This window comes from Vibrio harveyi NBRC 15634 = ATCC 14126 = KCTC 12724 (genome assembly GCF_001591145.1).
GTDB classification, from domain to species: domain Bacteria; phylum Pseudomonadota; class Gammaproteobacteria; order Enterobacterales; family Vibrionaceae; genus Vibrio; species Vibrio harveyi.
In genome coordinates, this window is the sequence record NZ_BCUF01000075.1 from 1 (window position 1) to 15,881 (window position 15,881).

The 15,881-nt window shown below is 35.6% G+C and carries 15 protein-coding genes and 3 pseudogenes; 11 read left to right on the forward strand and 7 right to left on the reverse strand.

The genetic code is table 11. The features are described from left to right. Nucleotides 1-50: 50 nt before the first annotated feature. Nucleotides 51-683: pseudogene (locus VHA02S_RS23260) on the reverse strand (ABC transporter permease); the annotation flags it as partial. A 535-nt stretch (nucleotides 684-1,218) separates the two neighbouring features. Here VHA02S_RS23260 and VHA02S_RS23270 point away from each other — a divergent pair. Then, the gene (locus VHA02S_RS23270; RefSeq protein ID WP_127891270.1) at nucleotides 1,219-1,503 is read left to right on the forward strand and encodes a hypothetical protein; all 285 of its coding nucleotides are present in this window, start codon (nucleotides 1,219-1,221) and stop codon (nucleotides 1,501-1,503) included. Next, nucleotides 1,500-1,712, forward strand: a complete 213-nt coding sequence (locus tag VHA02S_RS23275) for a hypothetical protein (protein WP_038899152.1) — start codon at nucleotides 1,500-1,502, stop codon at nucleotides 1,710-1,712. Before VHA02S_RS23270 ends, VHA02S_RS23275 begins: the two co-directional genes overlap by 4 nt. A gap of 32 nt (nucleotides 1,713-1,744) precedes the next feature. Here the strand turns inward: VHA02S_RS23275 and VHA02S_RS23280 are convergent, their stop codons facing one another. Beyond that, entirely contained in the window at nucleotides 1,745-2,242 is a 498-nt protein-coding gene (locus VHA02S_RS23280; RefSeq protein ID WP_038899153.1) for an AbrB/MazE/SpoVT family DNA-binding domain-containing protein, read from the reverse strand. A 280-nt stretch (nucleotides 2,243-2,522) separates the two neighbouring features. Here VHA02S_RS23280 and cfa point away from each other — a divergent pair, with 280 nt between their 5' ends. Next, nucleotides 2,523-3,668, forward strand: a complete 1,146-nt coding sequence (gene cfa / locus VHA02S_RS23285; RefSeq protein ID WP_038899154.1) for a cyclopropane fatty acyl phospholipid synthase — start codon at nucleotides 2,523-2,525, stop codon at nucleotides 3,666-3,668. A 124-nt stretch (nucleotides 3,669-3,792) separates the two neighbouring features. Next, nucleotides 3,793-4,986, forward strand: a pseudogene (locus tag VHA02S_RS23290) (ISL3 family transposase). Nucleotides 4,987-5,192: 206 nt separating this feature from the next. Here the strand turns inward: VHA02S_RS23290 and VHA02S_RS23295 are convergent. After that, nucleotides 5,193-5,624, reverse strand: a complete 432-nt coding sequence (locus VHA02S_RS23295; RefSeq protein ID WP_038899155.1) for a nuclear transport factor 2 family protein — start codon at nucleotides 5,622-5,624, stop codon at nucleotides 5,193-5,195. A 156-nt stretch (nucleotides 5,625-5,780) separates the two neighbouring features. Here VHA02S_RS23295 and VHA02S_RS23300 point away from each other — a divergent pair, with 156 nt between their 5' ends. After that, complete coding sequence (locus tag VHA02S_RS23300; protein WP_038899156.1) at nucleotides 5,781-6,668, forward strand: LysR family transcriptional regulator; 888 nt, start codon at nucleotides 5,781-5,783, stop codon at nucleotides 6,666-6,668. Nucleotides 6,669-6,682: 14 nt separating this feature from the next. On the opposite strand, the gene VHA02S_RS25990 is transcribed toward VHA02S_RS23300, so the two are convergent. Then, entirely contained in the window at nucleotides 6,683-6,925 is a 243-nt protein-coding gene (locus tag VHA02S_RS25990; protein WP_127891271.1) for a hypothetical protein, read from the reverse strand. Between the two features lie 250 nt (nucleotides 6,926-7,175). Next, complete coding sequence (locus VHA02S_RS23310; RefSeq protein WP_038899158.1) at nucleotides 7,176-7,751, reverse strand: DUF922 domain-containing protein; 576 nt, start codon at nucleotides 7,749-7,751, stop codon at nucleotides 7,176-7,178. A gap of 107 nt (nucleotides 7,752-7,858) precedes the next feature. Between VHA02S_RS23310 and VHA02S_RS23315 the strand changes: the two genes are divergently transcribed. Then, nucleotides 7,859-8,287: a cupin domain-containing protein gene (locus VHA02S_RS23315; protein WP_038899159.1), complete on the forward strand. Its 429-nt coding sequence runs from the start codon at nucleotides 7,859-7,861 to the stop codon at nucleotides 8,285-8,287. 2 nt (nucleotides 8,288-8,289) lie between these two features. After that, a complete protein-coding gene (locus tag VHA02S_RS23320; RefSeq protein WP_038899197.1) occupies nucleotides 8,290-8,742 on the forward strand; it encodes an MEKHLA domain-containing protein in 453 nt (150 codons plus the stop codon). Nucleotides 8,743-9,439: 697 nt separating this feature from the next. Here VHA02S_RS23320 and VHA02S_RS23325 read toward each other — a convergent pair. Beyond that, a complete protein-coding gene (locus VHA02S_RS23325; RefSeq protein ID WP_112407373.1) occupies nucleotides 9,440-10,120 on the reverse strand; it encodes a ParE family toxin-like protein in 681 nt (226 codons plus the stop codon). Nucleotides 10,121-10,599: 479 nt separating this feature from the next. Between VHA02S_RS23325 and VHA02S_RS23330 the strand changes: the two genes are divergently transcribed. The 4 genes from VHA02S_RS23330 to VHA02S_RS23350 all read left to right on the forward strand — a co-directional run bounded on the left by VHA02S_RS23330 (nucleotide 10,600) and on the right by VHA02S_RS23350 (nucleotide 14,798). Beyond that, entirely contained in the window at nucleotides 10,600-11,823 is a 1,224-nt protein-coding gene (locus VHA02S_RS23330; RefSeq protein ID WP_038899161.1) for an MFS transporter, read from the forward strand. Further along, a complete protein-coding gene (gene ubiA / locus VHA02S_RS23335) occupies nucleotides 11,804-12,721 on the forward strand; it encodes a 4-hydroxybenzoate octaprenyltransferase (protein ID WP_038899162.1) in 918 nt (305 codons plus the stop codon). The genes VHA02S_RS23330 and ubiA overlap by 20 nt, the downstream gene beginning before the upstream one ends. A 253-nt stretch (nucleotides 12,722-12,974) precedes the next feature. Continuing rightward, nucleotides 12,975-13,667: an EAL domain-containing protein gene (locus tag VHA02S_RS23345; protein WP_038899164.1), complete on the forward strand. Its 693-nt coding sequence runs from the start codon at nucleotides 12,975-12,977 to the stop codon at nucleotides 13,665-13,667. A gap of 222 nt (nucleotides 13,668-13,889) precedes the next feature. After that, nucleotides 13,890-14,798, forward strand: coding sequence for a LysR family transcriptional regulator (locus tag VHA02S_RS23350; RefSeq protein ID WP_038899165.1), 909 nt, complete (start codon nucleotides 13,890-13,892; stop codon nucleotides 14,796-14,798). A 219-nt stretch (nucleotides 14,799-15,017) separates the two neighbouring features. Here the strand turns inward: VHA02S_RS23350 and VHA02S_RS23355 are convergent. Beyond that, a pseudogene (locus tag VHA02S_RS23355) lies at nucleotides 15,018-15,746 on the reverse strand (HlyD family secretion protein); the annotation flags it as partial. Nucleotides 15,747-15,881 lie beyond the last annotated feature (135 nt).

Here is a 15,881-nt window from a genome sequence, read left to right on the forward strand (position 1 = left end):
GGGGATAAAGTGCCACTCGTATTGAACGGAGTGGCATTTTTGTTTCTGCTCTAATCGAGTGATTTCTTAAAGCGCAAAGAGGCGACGACTAAGCCCACCACGGTAAAACCAAGCAACCATATTGTGTCTCGCCATAACTCCATTAGATCGGCACCACGAAGCACCACACCACGAATGATGCGCATAAAGTGGGTCGCGGGCAGAGCCTCTGATATCCATTGAGCTGCGACTGGCATCCCCTCATAAGGGAACATAAAACCAGACAGAAGGATAGACGGGAGGAGAATAAATACCGTCATCTGCATGGCTTGAAGCTGTGTTGTGGCGATGGTGGATATAACCAAACCGAGCGTTAAACTGGCGGCTATAAACAACAAGGTGCCAAATAATATCTGGCTAATGGCTCCATTTATCGGCACGCCAAAGATCCAATGCCCCAAGCCAAGAATAATAAATACCTGAATTAAACCGACAAAGATGTACGGAATAATTTTCGCGACCATGAGCTCAATAGAGTGAATTGGCGTGGTGATGAGTAATTCCAAGTTGCCTCGTTCTCTTTCTCTCACAATGGCAGCACTGGTAAACAAGATCATCGTCATTGTAAGTATGACCCCAAGTAAACCGGGTACGATGTTTACTGCCGAGCGCCGACTCGGGTTGTAATACAACGCGACCTCTAATTTTGGTACGGTAAAAGAATTTGATGGTAAAAACTCAAAGTTAGACAAAGTTCTTGCTGGTGATGGGTTTGAAGTTATAGTCGTCTTTAGACCTCATGAATTTGCTAAAGGCGTGAATAGTTCTCAGGTTTCTAAGTATAAGAACTTTTTATCATCCGGAAAAATTTTGTCCATTGGAATGTTTGATTCAGGTTTAGCTTGTGCCGTTGGTGATGGCTCTGATTATGCTATTGCAAAAGTGGCGTTGAAAGAATCCGACATGAATAAGGACATGATGGCAATCGTTTCGTTAGACACTAGTGGAAACTTAAACCTAAATGTTATGGGTAGCCATAAGCTAAACGAGTCCAATTCTATTAAAATCGGAAGTAGTATTGCTGTCGATAACTCAGATATATATAGGAAAAGGTGTTTCCGGTAGCAATACAAAGTTTGATTTGATGGAGCTTTTAATCTTAGATAGCGGTTCATCTATATGGAACAATAAGAAGCAATACTTCAATTACTTTGCCCGAAAATGGGGAATAGCTTTATAATGAATGAATTTTCTAAGTGGATAATAAGCCTAATCTTAACTGTCCTCACAGGGGTTACTGCTTATCAATTTAAACGTATTGACGACTTAGAAGGCAGGCAATATGCACAAGCACTAGAAGTAGGTAGAGTATACACGACAAAGATTGAGTTAAAAGAAGCAATAGAATCGTCTAACATGCGTACAGATGAGAGGGTTGAATCACTAGCTTTGTTGATTGATACAAAAACCAAGCACATCCTTATGGCAATACATAAAATAGGAGAGAATGGAAACAAAAGATGAGATCATATTTTGTATTTCTGGCAAAACTACTGCCAAAACTCAAAGAAGCAATTTTCTCAGATGGCAAGTTCAACAAAGTAAGAGCGCTATGGTTAGCGCTCTTTTTTTTGCTAATCACTATGTCTATTAAGTTCGTAGGTTTAAATGTGACAGAGCAAGCTATAGAAGCTTTAGACGAGTTAAGTGATTTAATTGGATATTCTAATTAATCAATCGCGTATGAATAACTTTTTTATAATTTCTAATACAGATTCCAAGCTTTCTGAATAAAAATAGAATAAGTTATTGCGCTCCTTTTCCTTTTTTTTTTATAAGAAAGAGGTTCTATGTGCTTGTCGATAATTTTCCAGCATGCTGTAGGTTGTAAAGCAAAAGAATTTGATCTTGGCTTAGCTGAGATCCATACTCTACCCCGAAACAACTTGTTGTCCAGTAGGACTTTAGATTTTAAAGAGTGATATCTTATTGGATCGTTATTTTTTTGTTCCCGTTTATTAATATAGTGCTCTCTATATATATCATTTTTGAAAAATTCCCCGATAAAAGTAGATAGTAAATCTTGATTCTTTACCTCATTTCTTATCTTGATGTCCTTTTTTGAACTTTTAGTCAATATCACACTATTACCATCTAAATTTATTTCTATATAATCGCCTAAATTAGCCTCAAGGGTATTTAATGTGTCTTTTGATAATATAACTCCTTTTGAGGTTCCAATTATCCTTATCTTTGTTTCCATTTTTTAATTCTTTGATTTTAACAATGACAACGACAATAATAATGTTGTTTTTAGTATAGAAAGCAATAAGTACAATAATTGTTTCTGGAAAGTATAAGTAATAGGTTTTTCTAATTAGGTTGAAAATTTTGTTGACTTTTATATCTAATTTTTAAATTTACATTATGTATATGCTTTGTTTACTAATAAGGATATTACTAATGTGTTACTTTGTTTATGTCTAAATCGGCTAAATAAAAATGGGTAACTAACCAAACAAATAGGTTAAATAGGTAATAAAATGAACAGTCTAGAAAATGTGTTTGAAAAGGCATTAGCCACAGCTGGGATTACCATTAATGGATCGAACCCGTGGGATATCCAAGTATCCAACACAAAAGTCTATGAGCTAGTGATGCAATCGGGATCATTGGGATTAGGTGAAGCATACATGGCTAATATGTGGGATTGTAGCCGCTTGGATCAGTTCTTTGAACGTATACTATTAAATGATATTGAAGGAAAACTCGGGCTTACAGAAAAGCTCAAGTTCGCGTCTTCATCTGCAAAGTTAAAATTGAAAAACTTTGTTAACCCCCAGAGCATTGAGCGTTGTAAATTCGATGTTCCCCATCATTACGACATCGGCAATGAACTTTATCAAAATATGCTAGATTCACACATGACTTATACTTGTGCGTATTGGAGTCGAGCGGAAACGTTGGACGAAGCTCAAGAACATAAAATGGATTTGATTTGTCGAAAGCTTGATCTGCAAAGGGGTATGCATATTCTAGATATTGGTTGTGGCTGGGGCAGCTTCATGATTTACGCTTCGAAAAAGTATGGTGTGATCTGTGACGGTCTTACACTATCCAAAGAGCAGAAAAAGCTCGGGAGCGAATTAGCTAAGGAAAACGGCGTAAATGCTAACTTCATTTTGAAAGACTATCGAGAATTTAATCCAACTGTTAAATATGATCGTGTAGTTTCTATTGGTATGATCGAACATGTTGGACCGAAGAACTACGCTGAATACTTCGAATGTGCAGAGCGATTTATGAAAGATGATGGTATATTTTTGCTTCATACAATCGGATCACACCATAGTACAAATGTATCCGATCCGTGGATTTCGAAATATATCTTTCCAAATGGAGTCATACCTTCTATGAAAAATCTTGCAGGAGCAATGGAAAACATTTTCAACATTGAAGATGTGCAAAACTTCGGTGAAGATTATGACAAAACCCTTATGTGTTGGTATTCAAACTTTGAGCAATCGTGGAATCAAATCAGAGGAAACTATAGTGAGGATTTCCACCGAATGTGGAAATATTATTTGCTTAGTTGTGCGGGAGCTTTTCGCGCGCGTGACTTGAGCTTATGGCAACTAGCTTTGACAAAGATTGGCCGTAGCCGACCATTAACAGTACGTGCGATATGATATGAACCTTGTTAAATAAGCGCTTATTTAAGGTTCATCGCGGATAAGCGGGAACTAAAAACAAAAACGGTAGTAAGTGATAGAGTTTTATCGCCAAACAAAACCTACACAAACTACCGTTTTCATGTCGAATCATACTTTCCTATCTTCATTCTGGGAAGGCTTTCATATAGTAAAGTCTCATCAGACTGCGTCATTAATAAAGCTCACTCTCAAACCTAACTCTACCGCTAAGTATCCTTGTGGGCTTAAAGCTCAAGCCATACATGAGTATCAATGGCGCAACGTAAAGGAAGCCACACTGTTAGGAGCTCCCGTTGAACTGTCCATTCAAACCCGACGCATCAAGTGCAGCCACTGCGGCATTAAAACAGAACGGCTATCTTGGTTGGAACCTTATGCTCGTATCACTAACCGTCTGTGAAGCTATATAGAACAGTTGTTACCTCTGCTGCCTATTAAACATATAGCCCAAGTGACAGGCGTTCATTGGCACACAATCAAAGAGATAGATAAGCGTCGGCTTCAGCAAGTAGTACCGCAAGTTAAATGAGGTGAATTAAGGCGACTCGTCATGGACGAGTTCGCCATTTTTAAAGGGCACCGTTACGCGACGGTCATTGCAGATGCGAAAAGTCATTAGGTTATCTGGATAGGACTAGGTCGTAGCCGCAAGGATATTCGCCCGTTCTTTGAGCAACTAGGTGAGCATGGTAAAAATATCGAAGCTGTAGCAATGGATATGAATACGGCTTTTGACCTTGAAGTCCAAGCGCATTGCCCAAATGCCCGTATCGTTTACGACTTGTTCCACGTTGTTGCTAAGTTCGGTCGTGAAGTGATGGATAGAGTCAGAGTCGACCAAGCCAATAAGCTAAAACAGGACAAAAAAGCAAGGCAATGGGTCAAGCGTTCGCGCTGGGTGTTATTGAAAAATAAGAATAATTTAAATACACAACAGGAAAGCTACCTCACAGAAATATTGAATATGAATCAGGACTTGATGACAACCTACTTACTGGGTGCGCAATTAAAGGAACTGTGGCGTTGTGAGTCTGAACTTCATGCTAAAAACCTATGGCAGGTATGGTTGGAGCAAGTGAATGAGAGTGGAATTAAGCCACTCAAAGAGTTCGCTCGAAAGCTCCGTCCATATATTCATGGGATTACTGCTTCGGCAAGCTACCCGCTGAATACCTGTACGCTTGAAGGGATAAATAACAAGATAAAGTTATTCAAGCGGATGGGATATGGCTATCGAGACACCGATTACTTCTTCTTAAAAATAAAAGCGGGTTTCCCCGGAAAGCCGCGATGAACCTTATTTAAGCGCTTATTTAAGTTAATAGTTAGCCTAGTATTGTGCGTGTAAAATTACTATGCTTATAGCTTACATTCGAAACTTCCACCACTTTCATTAGATTGAGAATCACAACCTTTTGTCAAAGATGACACGCATCCACTTGAAATTACCATTATAAATACCATAACCAAAATAAGGCTAATTCTACCCACAATAAAAACCTATCTCTTAGTCAGTTCTAAGCCCACTTGAAACGCCATAAATAGCTCATTGCGTTCAACGATTTCTTCTACCACTTTCCCTGATTCGTCAAATCGGAAATATGTTAAAGCAGTCCAAGTTACGTCTTTGCCACTAACATCAAACTCTCTCCAAGTATTTGAATTTTTTGCCACGTGGGTTAAAAAAACTACGACTTCATTACCAGATTCGACAATTTTTTGAAATGATGTTTCTATTGATTCATATCTGTCGGTTACGCACTCTCTTAATTTAAGTTCGAAAGTTACTAAATCTGAAATCGGCTCATCACAATCAGGACGATGGATAATGAGATTTGTTGCATGATAATATTCTGAAACACGATCTGTCTGTTTACCATCTACGCAATATTTAAAGTAATCGCGAACGACTTGTACTTGGTTACTTTCCATTTTTTTCTCCTTTATTGTTTACATTAAAAATAGTAATGTTATTTTGTAGAAAGTACATGGCAAATACAGTAAATGCGTTGTTTCAAAAAAGTATAAGTGCTTTGTAGCTAATTGATATAAGTAAGATATTTATAATTTGAATTCGGAGTTAAAACATTGAATACCCTAAAAACCATGAAATCTTTCATTTGCACTGTCGAACTTGGTAGTTTTACAGCAGCAGCCAAGGTGTTGAAAGTTACTACTTCTATGGTAAGCAGGAATGTTACTGAATTAGAAGACTTTTTAGGTAGTAGACTAATCAACAGATCTACAAATTCAATATCGTTAACCGATGCTGGTGAAAGATATTATAAAGAAGCAAAGGAAATAGTAGAGAAGATAGACAACTTGAACGAAGTATTTAAGGAGGGCAGTAAAGAGCTTTCTGGTGTATTAAATGTTTTATGCCCCAAAGGTCTAACCGAATGCATGCTTATGCCATTTATGATGTATTTCAAGGATAAGTATGAAGATATCCAATTAAACTTATTGATGAGTGACGATACCCATGACTTATCTGAACTTGGATACGATGTATCTATAAGATCAGGGATATTAACTCCAAAAGAAATGAATCTTGTTGGAAGACTCATTGCTGTAAATAAAAATGTAATCTGCGCATCACCTGAATACTTGAGAAACAAACAACCTATAAATACTCCGAATGATCTACTGAAACATAATTTCATCGAGGATACGAATTTAAAAAATGATGGTATTTGGTCTTTTTCTAAAAAAAATTTAGAGGAAAAAATTAGAATAAAACCAAAATTAACAGTTAACAGTATTCACGCTGTAAAGTTTGCATTGTTGCATGGCTATGGTATTGCTATGCTACCTGAGAAGTTGGCAAACGATGAACTTCAAAACGGAACGCTTATTACTTTACTGGATGAGTATGAGATAAGTGAAAGATTTGTTTATGTTTTATATAAGACACGTAAAAACACACCTAAAAAAGTTAGGCTGTTTGTGGAAGAAATTGTTGAATACTTTAAGTAGTAATAAAGGGTGTATTAACCCCCTTTATCTACTATGAAACAACTCCAAAACGGATTAACGTTTAACACACCTCCCGTAAGTTCTGCGCGTTTTCTAGCTGCGAAGTAAAAAGCGTCAAGTTCAGCCTGTTCAATTGAACTAGGGCGCTTTTCTCCAAAAAACTTAGTGTGTTTTTCACCATCGAAATCTCGCCATGATACGGCAATAACAGGATAGATTACCTCACGATGTTTATGTTTAGAAACCGTCTTGTACACGCAAACACCATGAATAGGCGATCTCAGCCGTCTAACGGCAGAGTTTTTATAAACAAGTATCAAATCCCATCTGCGCGCTCCCCAAATTTCCCTTCCTTTTTTGTCACGCCACAAAACAGCCGCTGATCGAGGGTCATTCCATTTTCCTTTGTGGAAACCCTTGATTTGATATCCGTTAGCTTTGTGTACGTTCGGGACTTTAGCAAACCATGCTCCTGACTTTCCCTTATATATTCCATATGCCATATTATTAAAAAGGGAATTTACAAAGGTTCATATATTTGTACTTTGAAAAGTCCGTAGGTTTTCTACCATGATCAGTTGAACGGTCAAATTCTTTGTTAACTTTATTGATTGAATTTGTAATTTCATCAGAAACTTTTTTATAGTATTCGTCACAGTCTCCTTTTTCACCTTTTCTTACCTTATCATACATTGAATTTATTTTTTCTATGATCAAAGAACAATGAACCTGTTCATGAGCATATATTGCGTTTGTATACTCAGTTACGTTTTTCTTAACTTCATCAGTTAACTTTGAGGTATGTATAATAGGGAGGGTGAAGTCTACATATAAGGTTAAGTCTGTTGCTCTACAAGTATTCGTATCATATGACATATCATAATCCCAATCTGTTGTAGCATCAAATCCAGTCTCAACTAAAGCTCTTGGTTTTTGCTTTACAAATGATTCTTCTAATTCTTCTGGAGTGCTTCCATAAATATCGTATATTTCGTAACTTTTAATCAGCTTATAATCCGGTCGATCTGAGGCTGACGCGAACAAAGATGTAGTCACTAAGATGGTTAAAATTATGGTTCTCATGTCTATACCTCATTTGTTTTGTATTTTATGTAAAAAACATTTTTACTTAAAATTTTTTAAATCAATGGTAGTATTTATTTTCCAAAAATCATGTTAAGGGAACTACTATGAAAAAACTATCTATTTCTTTTTTTCTCGCAATATTCTCAATTTCTTGCTCTGCTGCGGTTACATCCGAAAACTTAATCGATTCTTCGAATTCATGGAACGGCACAAAATTACCTTCTCTTGATATCAAAGACACAAAAGTTACCATAAAAAAGATCACAATAGACGCGGGTGAAAAGCTTCCCATCCATTTGCACCCAGTGGTCAACGCCGGAGTTCTATTGTCTGGTAAGCTGACCGTTTATTCACAGGATCAATCACATGTACTGCATTTAGATGCAGATACAAAGAACAACGCTATAATTGAGATGGTTAACCAATACCATTATGGTGTTAATGAAAGTAATGAGCCAGCAGAAATTATAGTTTTTTATGTTTCGGATAAGAGCCAAGGTCTTACTAAGTTAAAACCAAAAGAAGGTAATTGAATTTGTGTATTCAATCCATATCAGATATTTATATTAAAAATGCTCGTATCATAAATTACAATTTCAATAGAATATTTGGAAGCTCTCTTTTCACTGATGAAACCTGTATTAGTGATATTTGGAAGTCTAATTTTGCGATAATATCACATAATTCAGAAAGTGAACCAATATTCAATTTTGCAAATGAAAACGCTTTAGAGCTTTTCGAAATGGAATATGAAGACTTTATTAGATTACCTTCAGAATTCTCCGCTGAGTTTGATGAAATTGAAGAATGGAACGAGCTACTTAAACAAGTCCATTCTAACGGATTTATTAAAGGTTATACAGGCACAAGGGTTTCAGCTACAGGTTTAAGATTTAAAATAATCGATGCAATCATATTTAACTTATATGACTTTGATTACAATTATTTTGGACAAGCAGCAGTTATACCGAAGTGGGAATATGTATAGCCTATAATTAGTGTCGGACTTTTCCGACACTTATTTACTCTTGAGTTTTTCCATATAGGTTTTCCCTTCTCTAGTTAAATACTCATTCGGAATAGCTTCTCTTTTTAGGATTCCTTTTTCTTTTATAGATCTTGGAATCGCGCCATATTGTGTAATTTCAATACCTTCGATAATAGCAATGACTACTTTATTTCTTTTTGATGATTTTCTATTACTTTTCTTCTTAAGGTGATCCTCTAAATCTTGAGGTGTTATCCCTGCAATTGATAACTTTTGAACGTAGTTTTCTATTTTCTAATCTTTTACTTTTTTCTCATAAATCTCTGCACAACTTCCCAATCTTTGTAACGAACTTCTTATCTAATCATGATGGAGTTTGTTTTGAACAAACATTTCAATTATTTCATTTTTGATTTAAGGACAGACCATGCCATTTTAAGTTTTTCAGTTTTTGTCATTTGAGCGTTCCTATTATGGTTTTTAAAATTTCACAAATTTCAGATTGTGTTTTATTTCGTGGTTGTTGACTAATCAAGCTATATATTGTAAAGAACATTTGTATCTACATTCTTTCCATATCTTATGATTTCTGCGCAATAATGTAGGAAATCGCTTTCTTGATGCTTACCCTTTTGACTGGCGATTAATGCCAGTTCATTTAGGTAATTAGCTTTTTCCTCATAGGGATTAATCGGGGTCATAGTAGTATGAGGTTGTTGTATCGTTCATGACTCATAAGTTCGAATCCAGTGCCTCTATTTAACATCCTCCAATCACGACCAACGTTTAAAACTAGATAGTTGTTTTTCTTGGTGATTCTTGGGTGTATTTCACCGTTTTTATATTTGTTAAATGTACCATTTGCACGTTTGATTATGTCGTCTGGAATACGTCCCAATAACCGATAACCGACTGGTTTTGACTTATGGGTGCAAGTTACTTGATCTGTCTGCTTACATCTTCTTGCGGTTCGTTCTAAACGCCTATGTTTTAATGAATTTGTAACCTTATTGAGCTCATGGTTAACACGGTCGATTGAACTTCTTTCTTTTGCATAATCTATCAGCGCAATTACACATGGATGCGTAGTAATTATTTGAAGGGACGAAATTTCGAACTTTTGGTTTTCTAGCTTCAAAGCCAACCTGTCTGTTTCTTGTTCAAACCTTATACTGTAAGCCTTCCAGAAAGATAAATCAATTGAATCGAAAACATCAGGATATGCGTCAAATAGCACTAAATCCTGTACTATTGATTCCTTATGTTGCTTCATCAAGCTCGGCGTTTTCCAGCACATAAACCATTCAAACCATTCTTGCGTTGTTTTGGCACTCATAACTGCATATTTTTGGTCTGTTTTCGTTACTCTTCTAGCCATATAGATCGTCATTCCTTTATTTCTTTTCGATATTATTTATAACACTGTCACCTATTCAAGACGTTTTTTGCTCAAATATTTTTTTATAACTATGTTCCAAAAATCAACAGACTTATAAAGCGATTGATCATTAATCAAAATAGTTTATGATATTAATGTCCCATTTTTTCTATAAAAATATCTATCTTTCCATATTATTCGAGTATTCTGGTGCAAGTAATTTCTTTGAGTTAGCTGCTGATCTTGTCTTTTTATATCCCGTTGAGCTGCTTTCTTATATCTCTCTTGAAAGTGGTTAGAGTTTGAGCGATAACCACCATGATCTTTTCATACTTAGTATTAAAATAAAGTTGGGGAAGAACTAATCATTTCATAAAAATAGGTATTCTAAATTAGAATACCTAGATATAAACATTTTCTATTTACGGCAAAAGCTATCGACATTAACATATTTCATAATGTTAAACACTGGAATAGTTATGAATCAAATAGATAGAATCAATAAAATAATTGTCATAATCGGGATAATGCTTGTTGCTGCGAATTTAAGATCCCCAATAGCTGGAGTCGCACCTGTATTAGGTACGATCTCTGGTGCATTGAATTTGAGTTCTGTAGAGGGAAGTTTATTAACCTCTATACCTCTTTTAATGTTTGCAATATTCTCACCAGTTGCTTCAATTTTTGCAAAAAAATTCGGAACTGAGCCTGTGATACAAGTTTCACTAATAGTAATTCTTTTAGGTATAGTTATTAGATCTGTTGGAAGTAGTGCCTCTTTGTTTATAGGAACCGGAATTATTGGGATTGGAATAGCTTTTTGTAATGTTTTAATTGTTAGTTTGGTTAAAAGAGATTTCAATAAACACGTCAACGCAGTTACTTGTTGTTACGTACTTTTCATGGGTATAGGTTCTACAGTAATCTCTATTTATACAATTCCTATTGGCAATCTTGCAAACGAATACAATTTAACAAACTCTTGGAAATATTCGTTAGCCTTCGTTGGGATATTAACTCTAATCGCTACGGTTTTTTGGTCTAGATTATCAAAGCAACATACAAAACCAACGGATGATATCGAAGTTATAGACACACATACATACTTATGGCGATCATTAGAATCGTGGAAAATAACTTTGTTGTTAGGAGTAAATTCGGCGCTGATGTACGCTTTTATTGCGTGGACTCCTTCCATATTGCAGTACTTGGGTTACTCAAAGGCAGAGGCGGGACAAATACATGGTTATTTACAGCTCTCGTCAGCTTTAGTTGCAATATTTTTAGTGAAAATAAAAATAAAAAATATGAAATTAGTAAGCGTTTGTTTGGGATTACTATTACTACTAAGCATATCAGGTTTATATATTTATCCTAATCTAGCAAAATACTGGATTTTTGCATTAGGCTTTAGCAGTGGTGGTGGATTTATTGTATCTTTATCAATTATTGGCATTCGCACACATTGTTCTCATCAAACAGCATCTCTATCTGGTATGGCACAGAGCATAGGATATGTGATTAGTTCTTTAGGTCCATTAGTATTTGGTTTTCTATATCAACAGAGTAATAGTTGGGGCTATGCAATTATTCTTTCACTAGTTATGTGTGTCTTGTGGATATTTCTTTGTATTATCACCGTAAATAGCAAAATTATTTATCATAAAGAAAAGCGGGTCTATCATGAAGAAAAAGCATCATAATAAAGACCTGAGCGACATATCAAAAGATGGCTGGATAAACATTTTTATTCATCCATCTATCGAGCCTTATTTTAGATTAGCAAGATTTGATAGACCTATAGGCACTTATCTTACAATGCTTCCTTGCTTGGCTGCTTTATGCCAAGCAAGCAAGGGAGTCCCAAGTCTTTACAATTTAGCACTATTTGCAATTGCGTCTTTAATAATGAGAAGTGTAGGTTCTATCATAAACGATATCACGGACAAAAAATATGATCGTCATGTCGAAAGAACTAGATTACGACCATTAACAAACGGAGATTTAACAACATATAATGCTGTGATATTTTTAATAATATTAGCGATTATTAGTTTTCTATTATATTTTGGATTGAATGAAAGTGCACAATCTGCGGTGTTACCTATAATACCGATGATGATATTATATCCTTTCTGTAAAAGGTTCACTAATTGGCCTCAAGTTGTTCTAGGGTTTGTTTTTAATTGGGGTATGTTGGTATGTTGGTTTCAAGTTAACAACACACTTCCCTTTGGTGCATTCCTAATGTGGGTGGGGACTGTATTCTGGTCGATTAGCTACGATACTATTTATGCCTATGTTGATATTAATTTCGATAAAAGTTTAGGTTTGAAATCTACTGCGATTTTATTCGAAGATGATGGTAAGAAATATATATCAGTTTTCTTATTAATTTCTGTAGTGATATGGACATTATCAGGATACTTATTGAATATGAATGTGTTTTATTTTATTGGTATGTTTGTTTTGTTGTTTGACTTCTATTCTCAAATTAAAAAAATAGACTTAGAAAAGCCAGATATATGTTTCTTTCTTTTTAAGCATAACTCATACGCAGGATTAGTATTATTGTTTTCATCCTTCGTTGGTTCATTGTAGGTAAATTATTGATATGAGCAAATGGGCTGAAATTTTACACATCAACGATTTTCTGATTCTATTTGATAATCCTTGGTTTTTTATTTTTATGGTGGTTATAGTATTAGGTAACATTTGTTGCGTTTGTTTATATATAGATGACTTTAAAAAAGAAAAGGAAAAAATTATTATCCAATACGAATCGAAATTAAAAAAACATATGAGTAATACCAACGCTAATTATAAATAGTCAGAAAATTAAAATGAGGTTAACATGCTGATAGACTTACTGGAATCGAGTTCAGGGTGCTTTGCGATAGACAATGAACTTATTGACATTGTGTATTTTGAGTTTTATTTGGAAGTTATAAAGAAGGGCGATGTAATAATATCTTATGATACGTTATCTGATGTAAAAAGTAGCTTGGGAGGAATAAAAAACAAAAAAGAATACTTTAAAAATCTTTCATCGGAAGACTGTAAATCAATTGCTCTGGCTCAGTACGAAAAAAACACGAAATTACTAAAGGGTAGAGATGTTACAGTAAGTTATCATTTACCTTTATCTGCAATTCTTGATGCCCACTTTATAGATAAAATGATATCTAAAAGTGAGCATCGAACAGCTTTTGAAATAGACCAAATTAATATTGATTTGAATTCCAGTGAGTTAGTAAAAGATTTGTTGTTAAACATTGAGAAAATAAAAAAATGTGGTGGGGAGATTTGGCTTAACGACTATATTCACACATCTAAATCTAAAGAAGAAGCAGTCAAAAAAATTAATTTTGATTTAGTTAAACTGGATAAAAAATATTGGTGGATGGACGGCAGATTTAACGACCTGTTTAAACAAGTCATGACCATGAGAAATTCAGTTGGATCTATTGTTGTTAAAGGGGTAGAAAGTGATTTTCAATTTGACCTTGTTAAAAGGTTAAATGTAATGGCGCAAGGTTCATTTTGAAAAAATTAAGCAGTAATTGTTCAATAACTTAAGAAGGTTAATAATGAGTTTTATTAAGTGTGCAATCTTGGAAATAGCAGTAAGTTTATACGTTGTATTTTTTATTACTTTTCTTGTTATCAAGATTATGTTATTGTCAGTTCAATTAATACTAACTAAAATGTTCTGTTGGTTTTAATAAAAGCATTGTTGTGTGCGATTTTTTATTGGGGTGAGTCATCAATGGAAAAGTTTAAGAAACTAGAACGCTGGGCTACTGTTAAACATTTTCGTTTAAGCATTGCTCTTTGTGAATATAAAAGCATACTTCATGCTGCAAATGCTATTAACATGTCTCAACCTACAGCAAGCAAGATGTTGAGTGAATTAGAAAGTAATTTGCAAATGAAACTTTTTACTCGTACAAGTCGAGGGGTAGAGCCGACATATTTAGGGATTGCGTTCACAGAAAAGGCTAAGCTTATTCTTGCTCAGTTAGATAAAGTATCTAACGAATTGGAGTTTCTTCATAGTGGTCATAGTAGATTGTTATCTATCGGCGTTATATTAACTGGATCTAGTTACAGATTACCAGTGGCTATGATGAAGTTACTCGACTCCTTTCCAACGTTAAAGATAAAAGTTATAGAAGGAAGCAGTAACGAACTAACTCCTAAATTAATATCAGGAGAAGTAGATTTCCTTCTAGGTAGGTTATCGGACGTCAAGGCTAACAAGCTTTTAGAACAAGAGGCTCTTTTCATAGAGAGTGCTATAATTATTACTGGATTGAGAAATTCAGCAGAAATACCATTAGAAGAACTTGCAACTAAAAGATGGTTGCTACCAAGTTTTGATACTCACTTAACTAAACAATTTTGTGAATTGTTTTCTTCAAATGGGATTTCACCTCCAGAAGCAATTGTTGAAACTACTTCTTTAAACAATATTATGTTCATGCTTAGTAAAGGCGATTATTACGGAGTAATACCTACATCAATCGCGGATAACATTCATAATAAGGAGCAGTTTGTAACTATAACAAGCGTCCAACCTTTGACGTTATCAAAAATTGGCATCACTAAGAAAAAAAACACCCACCTTTCTATTGAAAGTAACATCCTCATCGACTATCTAAAGAATCAAAGCTAATCTTTCACATTTCTTCGATTTCATTTCTAGATTGAATAACCGACCAAGCAGCTATTATCTGAGCGACGAAAAACATTGATTGTCGTCGCTTTTTTGCTCAAATCTCATTACAAAATAGCCAACCGGAGCACTTAGTAGTTTACTTTGAAGTGCGGATAACTCACAAAGGTAAGTTTTACGCTGGGTCTGACATTTTCGTACCTCACTTGACTACAATTGCACTCGATAAGTCGCAGGGACATAAACACGTGCATAAGGGACACGGCTTGCTTGAATCACGGCAACGATGCCATTGACTGGAACGCGTTCGCCTAAGTTAAAAGGTAGATTGTCGAGCAAACCATCACGGGTAGCGGTAATGGTTAGCTCTGCTAGTTTTTGCTGTTGAAGAGCCACATCTGCTTTTGCTGCCATCAGTTCGGCTTTGGCTTGTTCAATGTCTTCAGGACGTGAGCCTGCGGTAAGTTTGCTGAACTCTTCTTGTGACGAATCTAACTCGGCACGCGCAGAATCTCTTGCTGCCAATGCGGTGTCTTTTTCCGATTGGCTGATGAGTTTCTTACGTACCAATTCTGCTTTACGTTGGTAGTTCTTTTGAGCTTCGGTTAATTGCGCTTCTGCTCTTGCAACTCTTGCTTGGGCTGCTGCAATATCTTCAGGACGTTCGCCATTGGTCAGCTTTAATAGGTAAGCATCTGCTTTAGCTTGCTCAGCTACGGCGCGGGCTAATATCGCTTCTTGGTTCTTAGTATCGAGTTGAACTAGCACCTCACCTTCAGTTACTTGGCTGCCTTCTTTAATGGGTAGAGCACGAATGATTTCGCTTGAGGTGGCTGTAAAGGTGACGCGGTCACGTTCTAGTGTGCCAAGAGCTTGCTGACCATCGTCTTTTGAGCAAGCGGTCAAAAGGGTGATAACAAAGGTGCCAAGAATGATTCGCTTCATCATGCGATGCTTCCTCAAGAAGTTGAGCCTGATCGTAGGTCAGGTTGCAGAAGAATGTGGGACTGTATTCAGTGTAACGTGGACAAGTTTTAGTCGGCTAGGGCGATAATTCCCTCAATATTCATCAATTGATTAATT

Bases quoted from the DNA above. Each gene is read 5' to 3' on its own strand.
- ubiA (WP_038899162.1), top strand. From the start codon at position 11,804: ATGAAGAAAAAGCATCATAATAAAGACCTGAGCGACATATCAAAAGAT.
- VHA02S_RS23270 (WP_127891270.1), top strand. From the start codon at position 1,219: ATGAATGAATTTTCTAAGTGGATAATAAGCCTAATCTTAACTGTCCTC.
- VHA02S_RS23295 (WP_038899155.1), bottom strand. From the start codon at position 5,624: ATGGAAAGTAACCAAGTACAAGTCGTTCGCGATTACTTTAAATATTGC.
- cfa (WP_038899154.1), top strand. From the start codon at position 2,523: ATGAACAGTCTAGAAAATGTGTTTGAAAAGGCATTAGCCACAGCTGGG.
- VHA02S_RS23315 (WP_038899159.1), top strand. From the start codon at position 7,859: ATGAAAAAACTATCTATTTCTTTTTTTCTCGCAATATTCTCAATTTCT.
- VHA02S_RS23350 (WP_038899165.1), top strand. From the start codon at position 13,890: ATGGAAAAGTTTAAGAAACTAGAACGCTGGGCTACTGTTAAACATTTT.
- VHA02S_RS23345 (WP_038899164.1), top strand. From the start codon at position 12,975: ATGCTGATAGACTTACTGGAATCGAGTTCAGGGTGCTTTGCGATAGAC.
- VHA02S_RS23280 (WP_038899153.1), bottom strand. From the start codon at position 2,242: ATGGAAACAAAGATAAGGATAATTGGAACCTCAAAAGGAGTTATATTA.
- VHA02S_RS23325 (WP_112407373.1), bottom strand. From the start codon at position 10,120: ATGGCTAGAAGAGTAACGAAAACAGACCAAAAATATGCAGTTATGAGT.
- VHA02S_RS23275 (WP_038899152.1), top strand. From the start codon at position 1,500: ATGAGATCATATTTTGTATTTCTGGCAAAACTACTGCCAAAACTCAAA.
- VHA02S_RS23310 (WP_038899158.1), bottom strand. From the start codon at position 7,751: ATGAGAACCATAATTTTAACCATCTTAGTGACTACATCTTTGTTCGCG.
- VHA02S_RS23330 (WP_038899161.1), top strand. From the start codon at position 10,600: ATGAATCAAATAGATAGAATCAATAAAATAATTGTCATAATCGGGATA.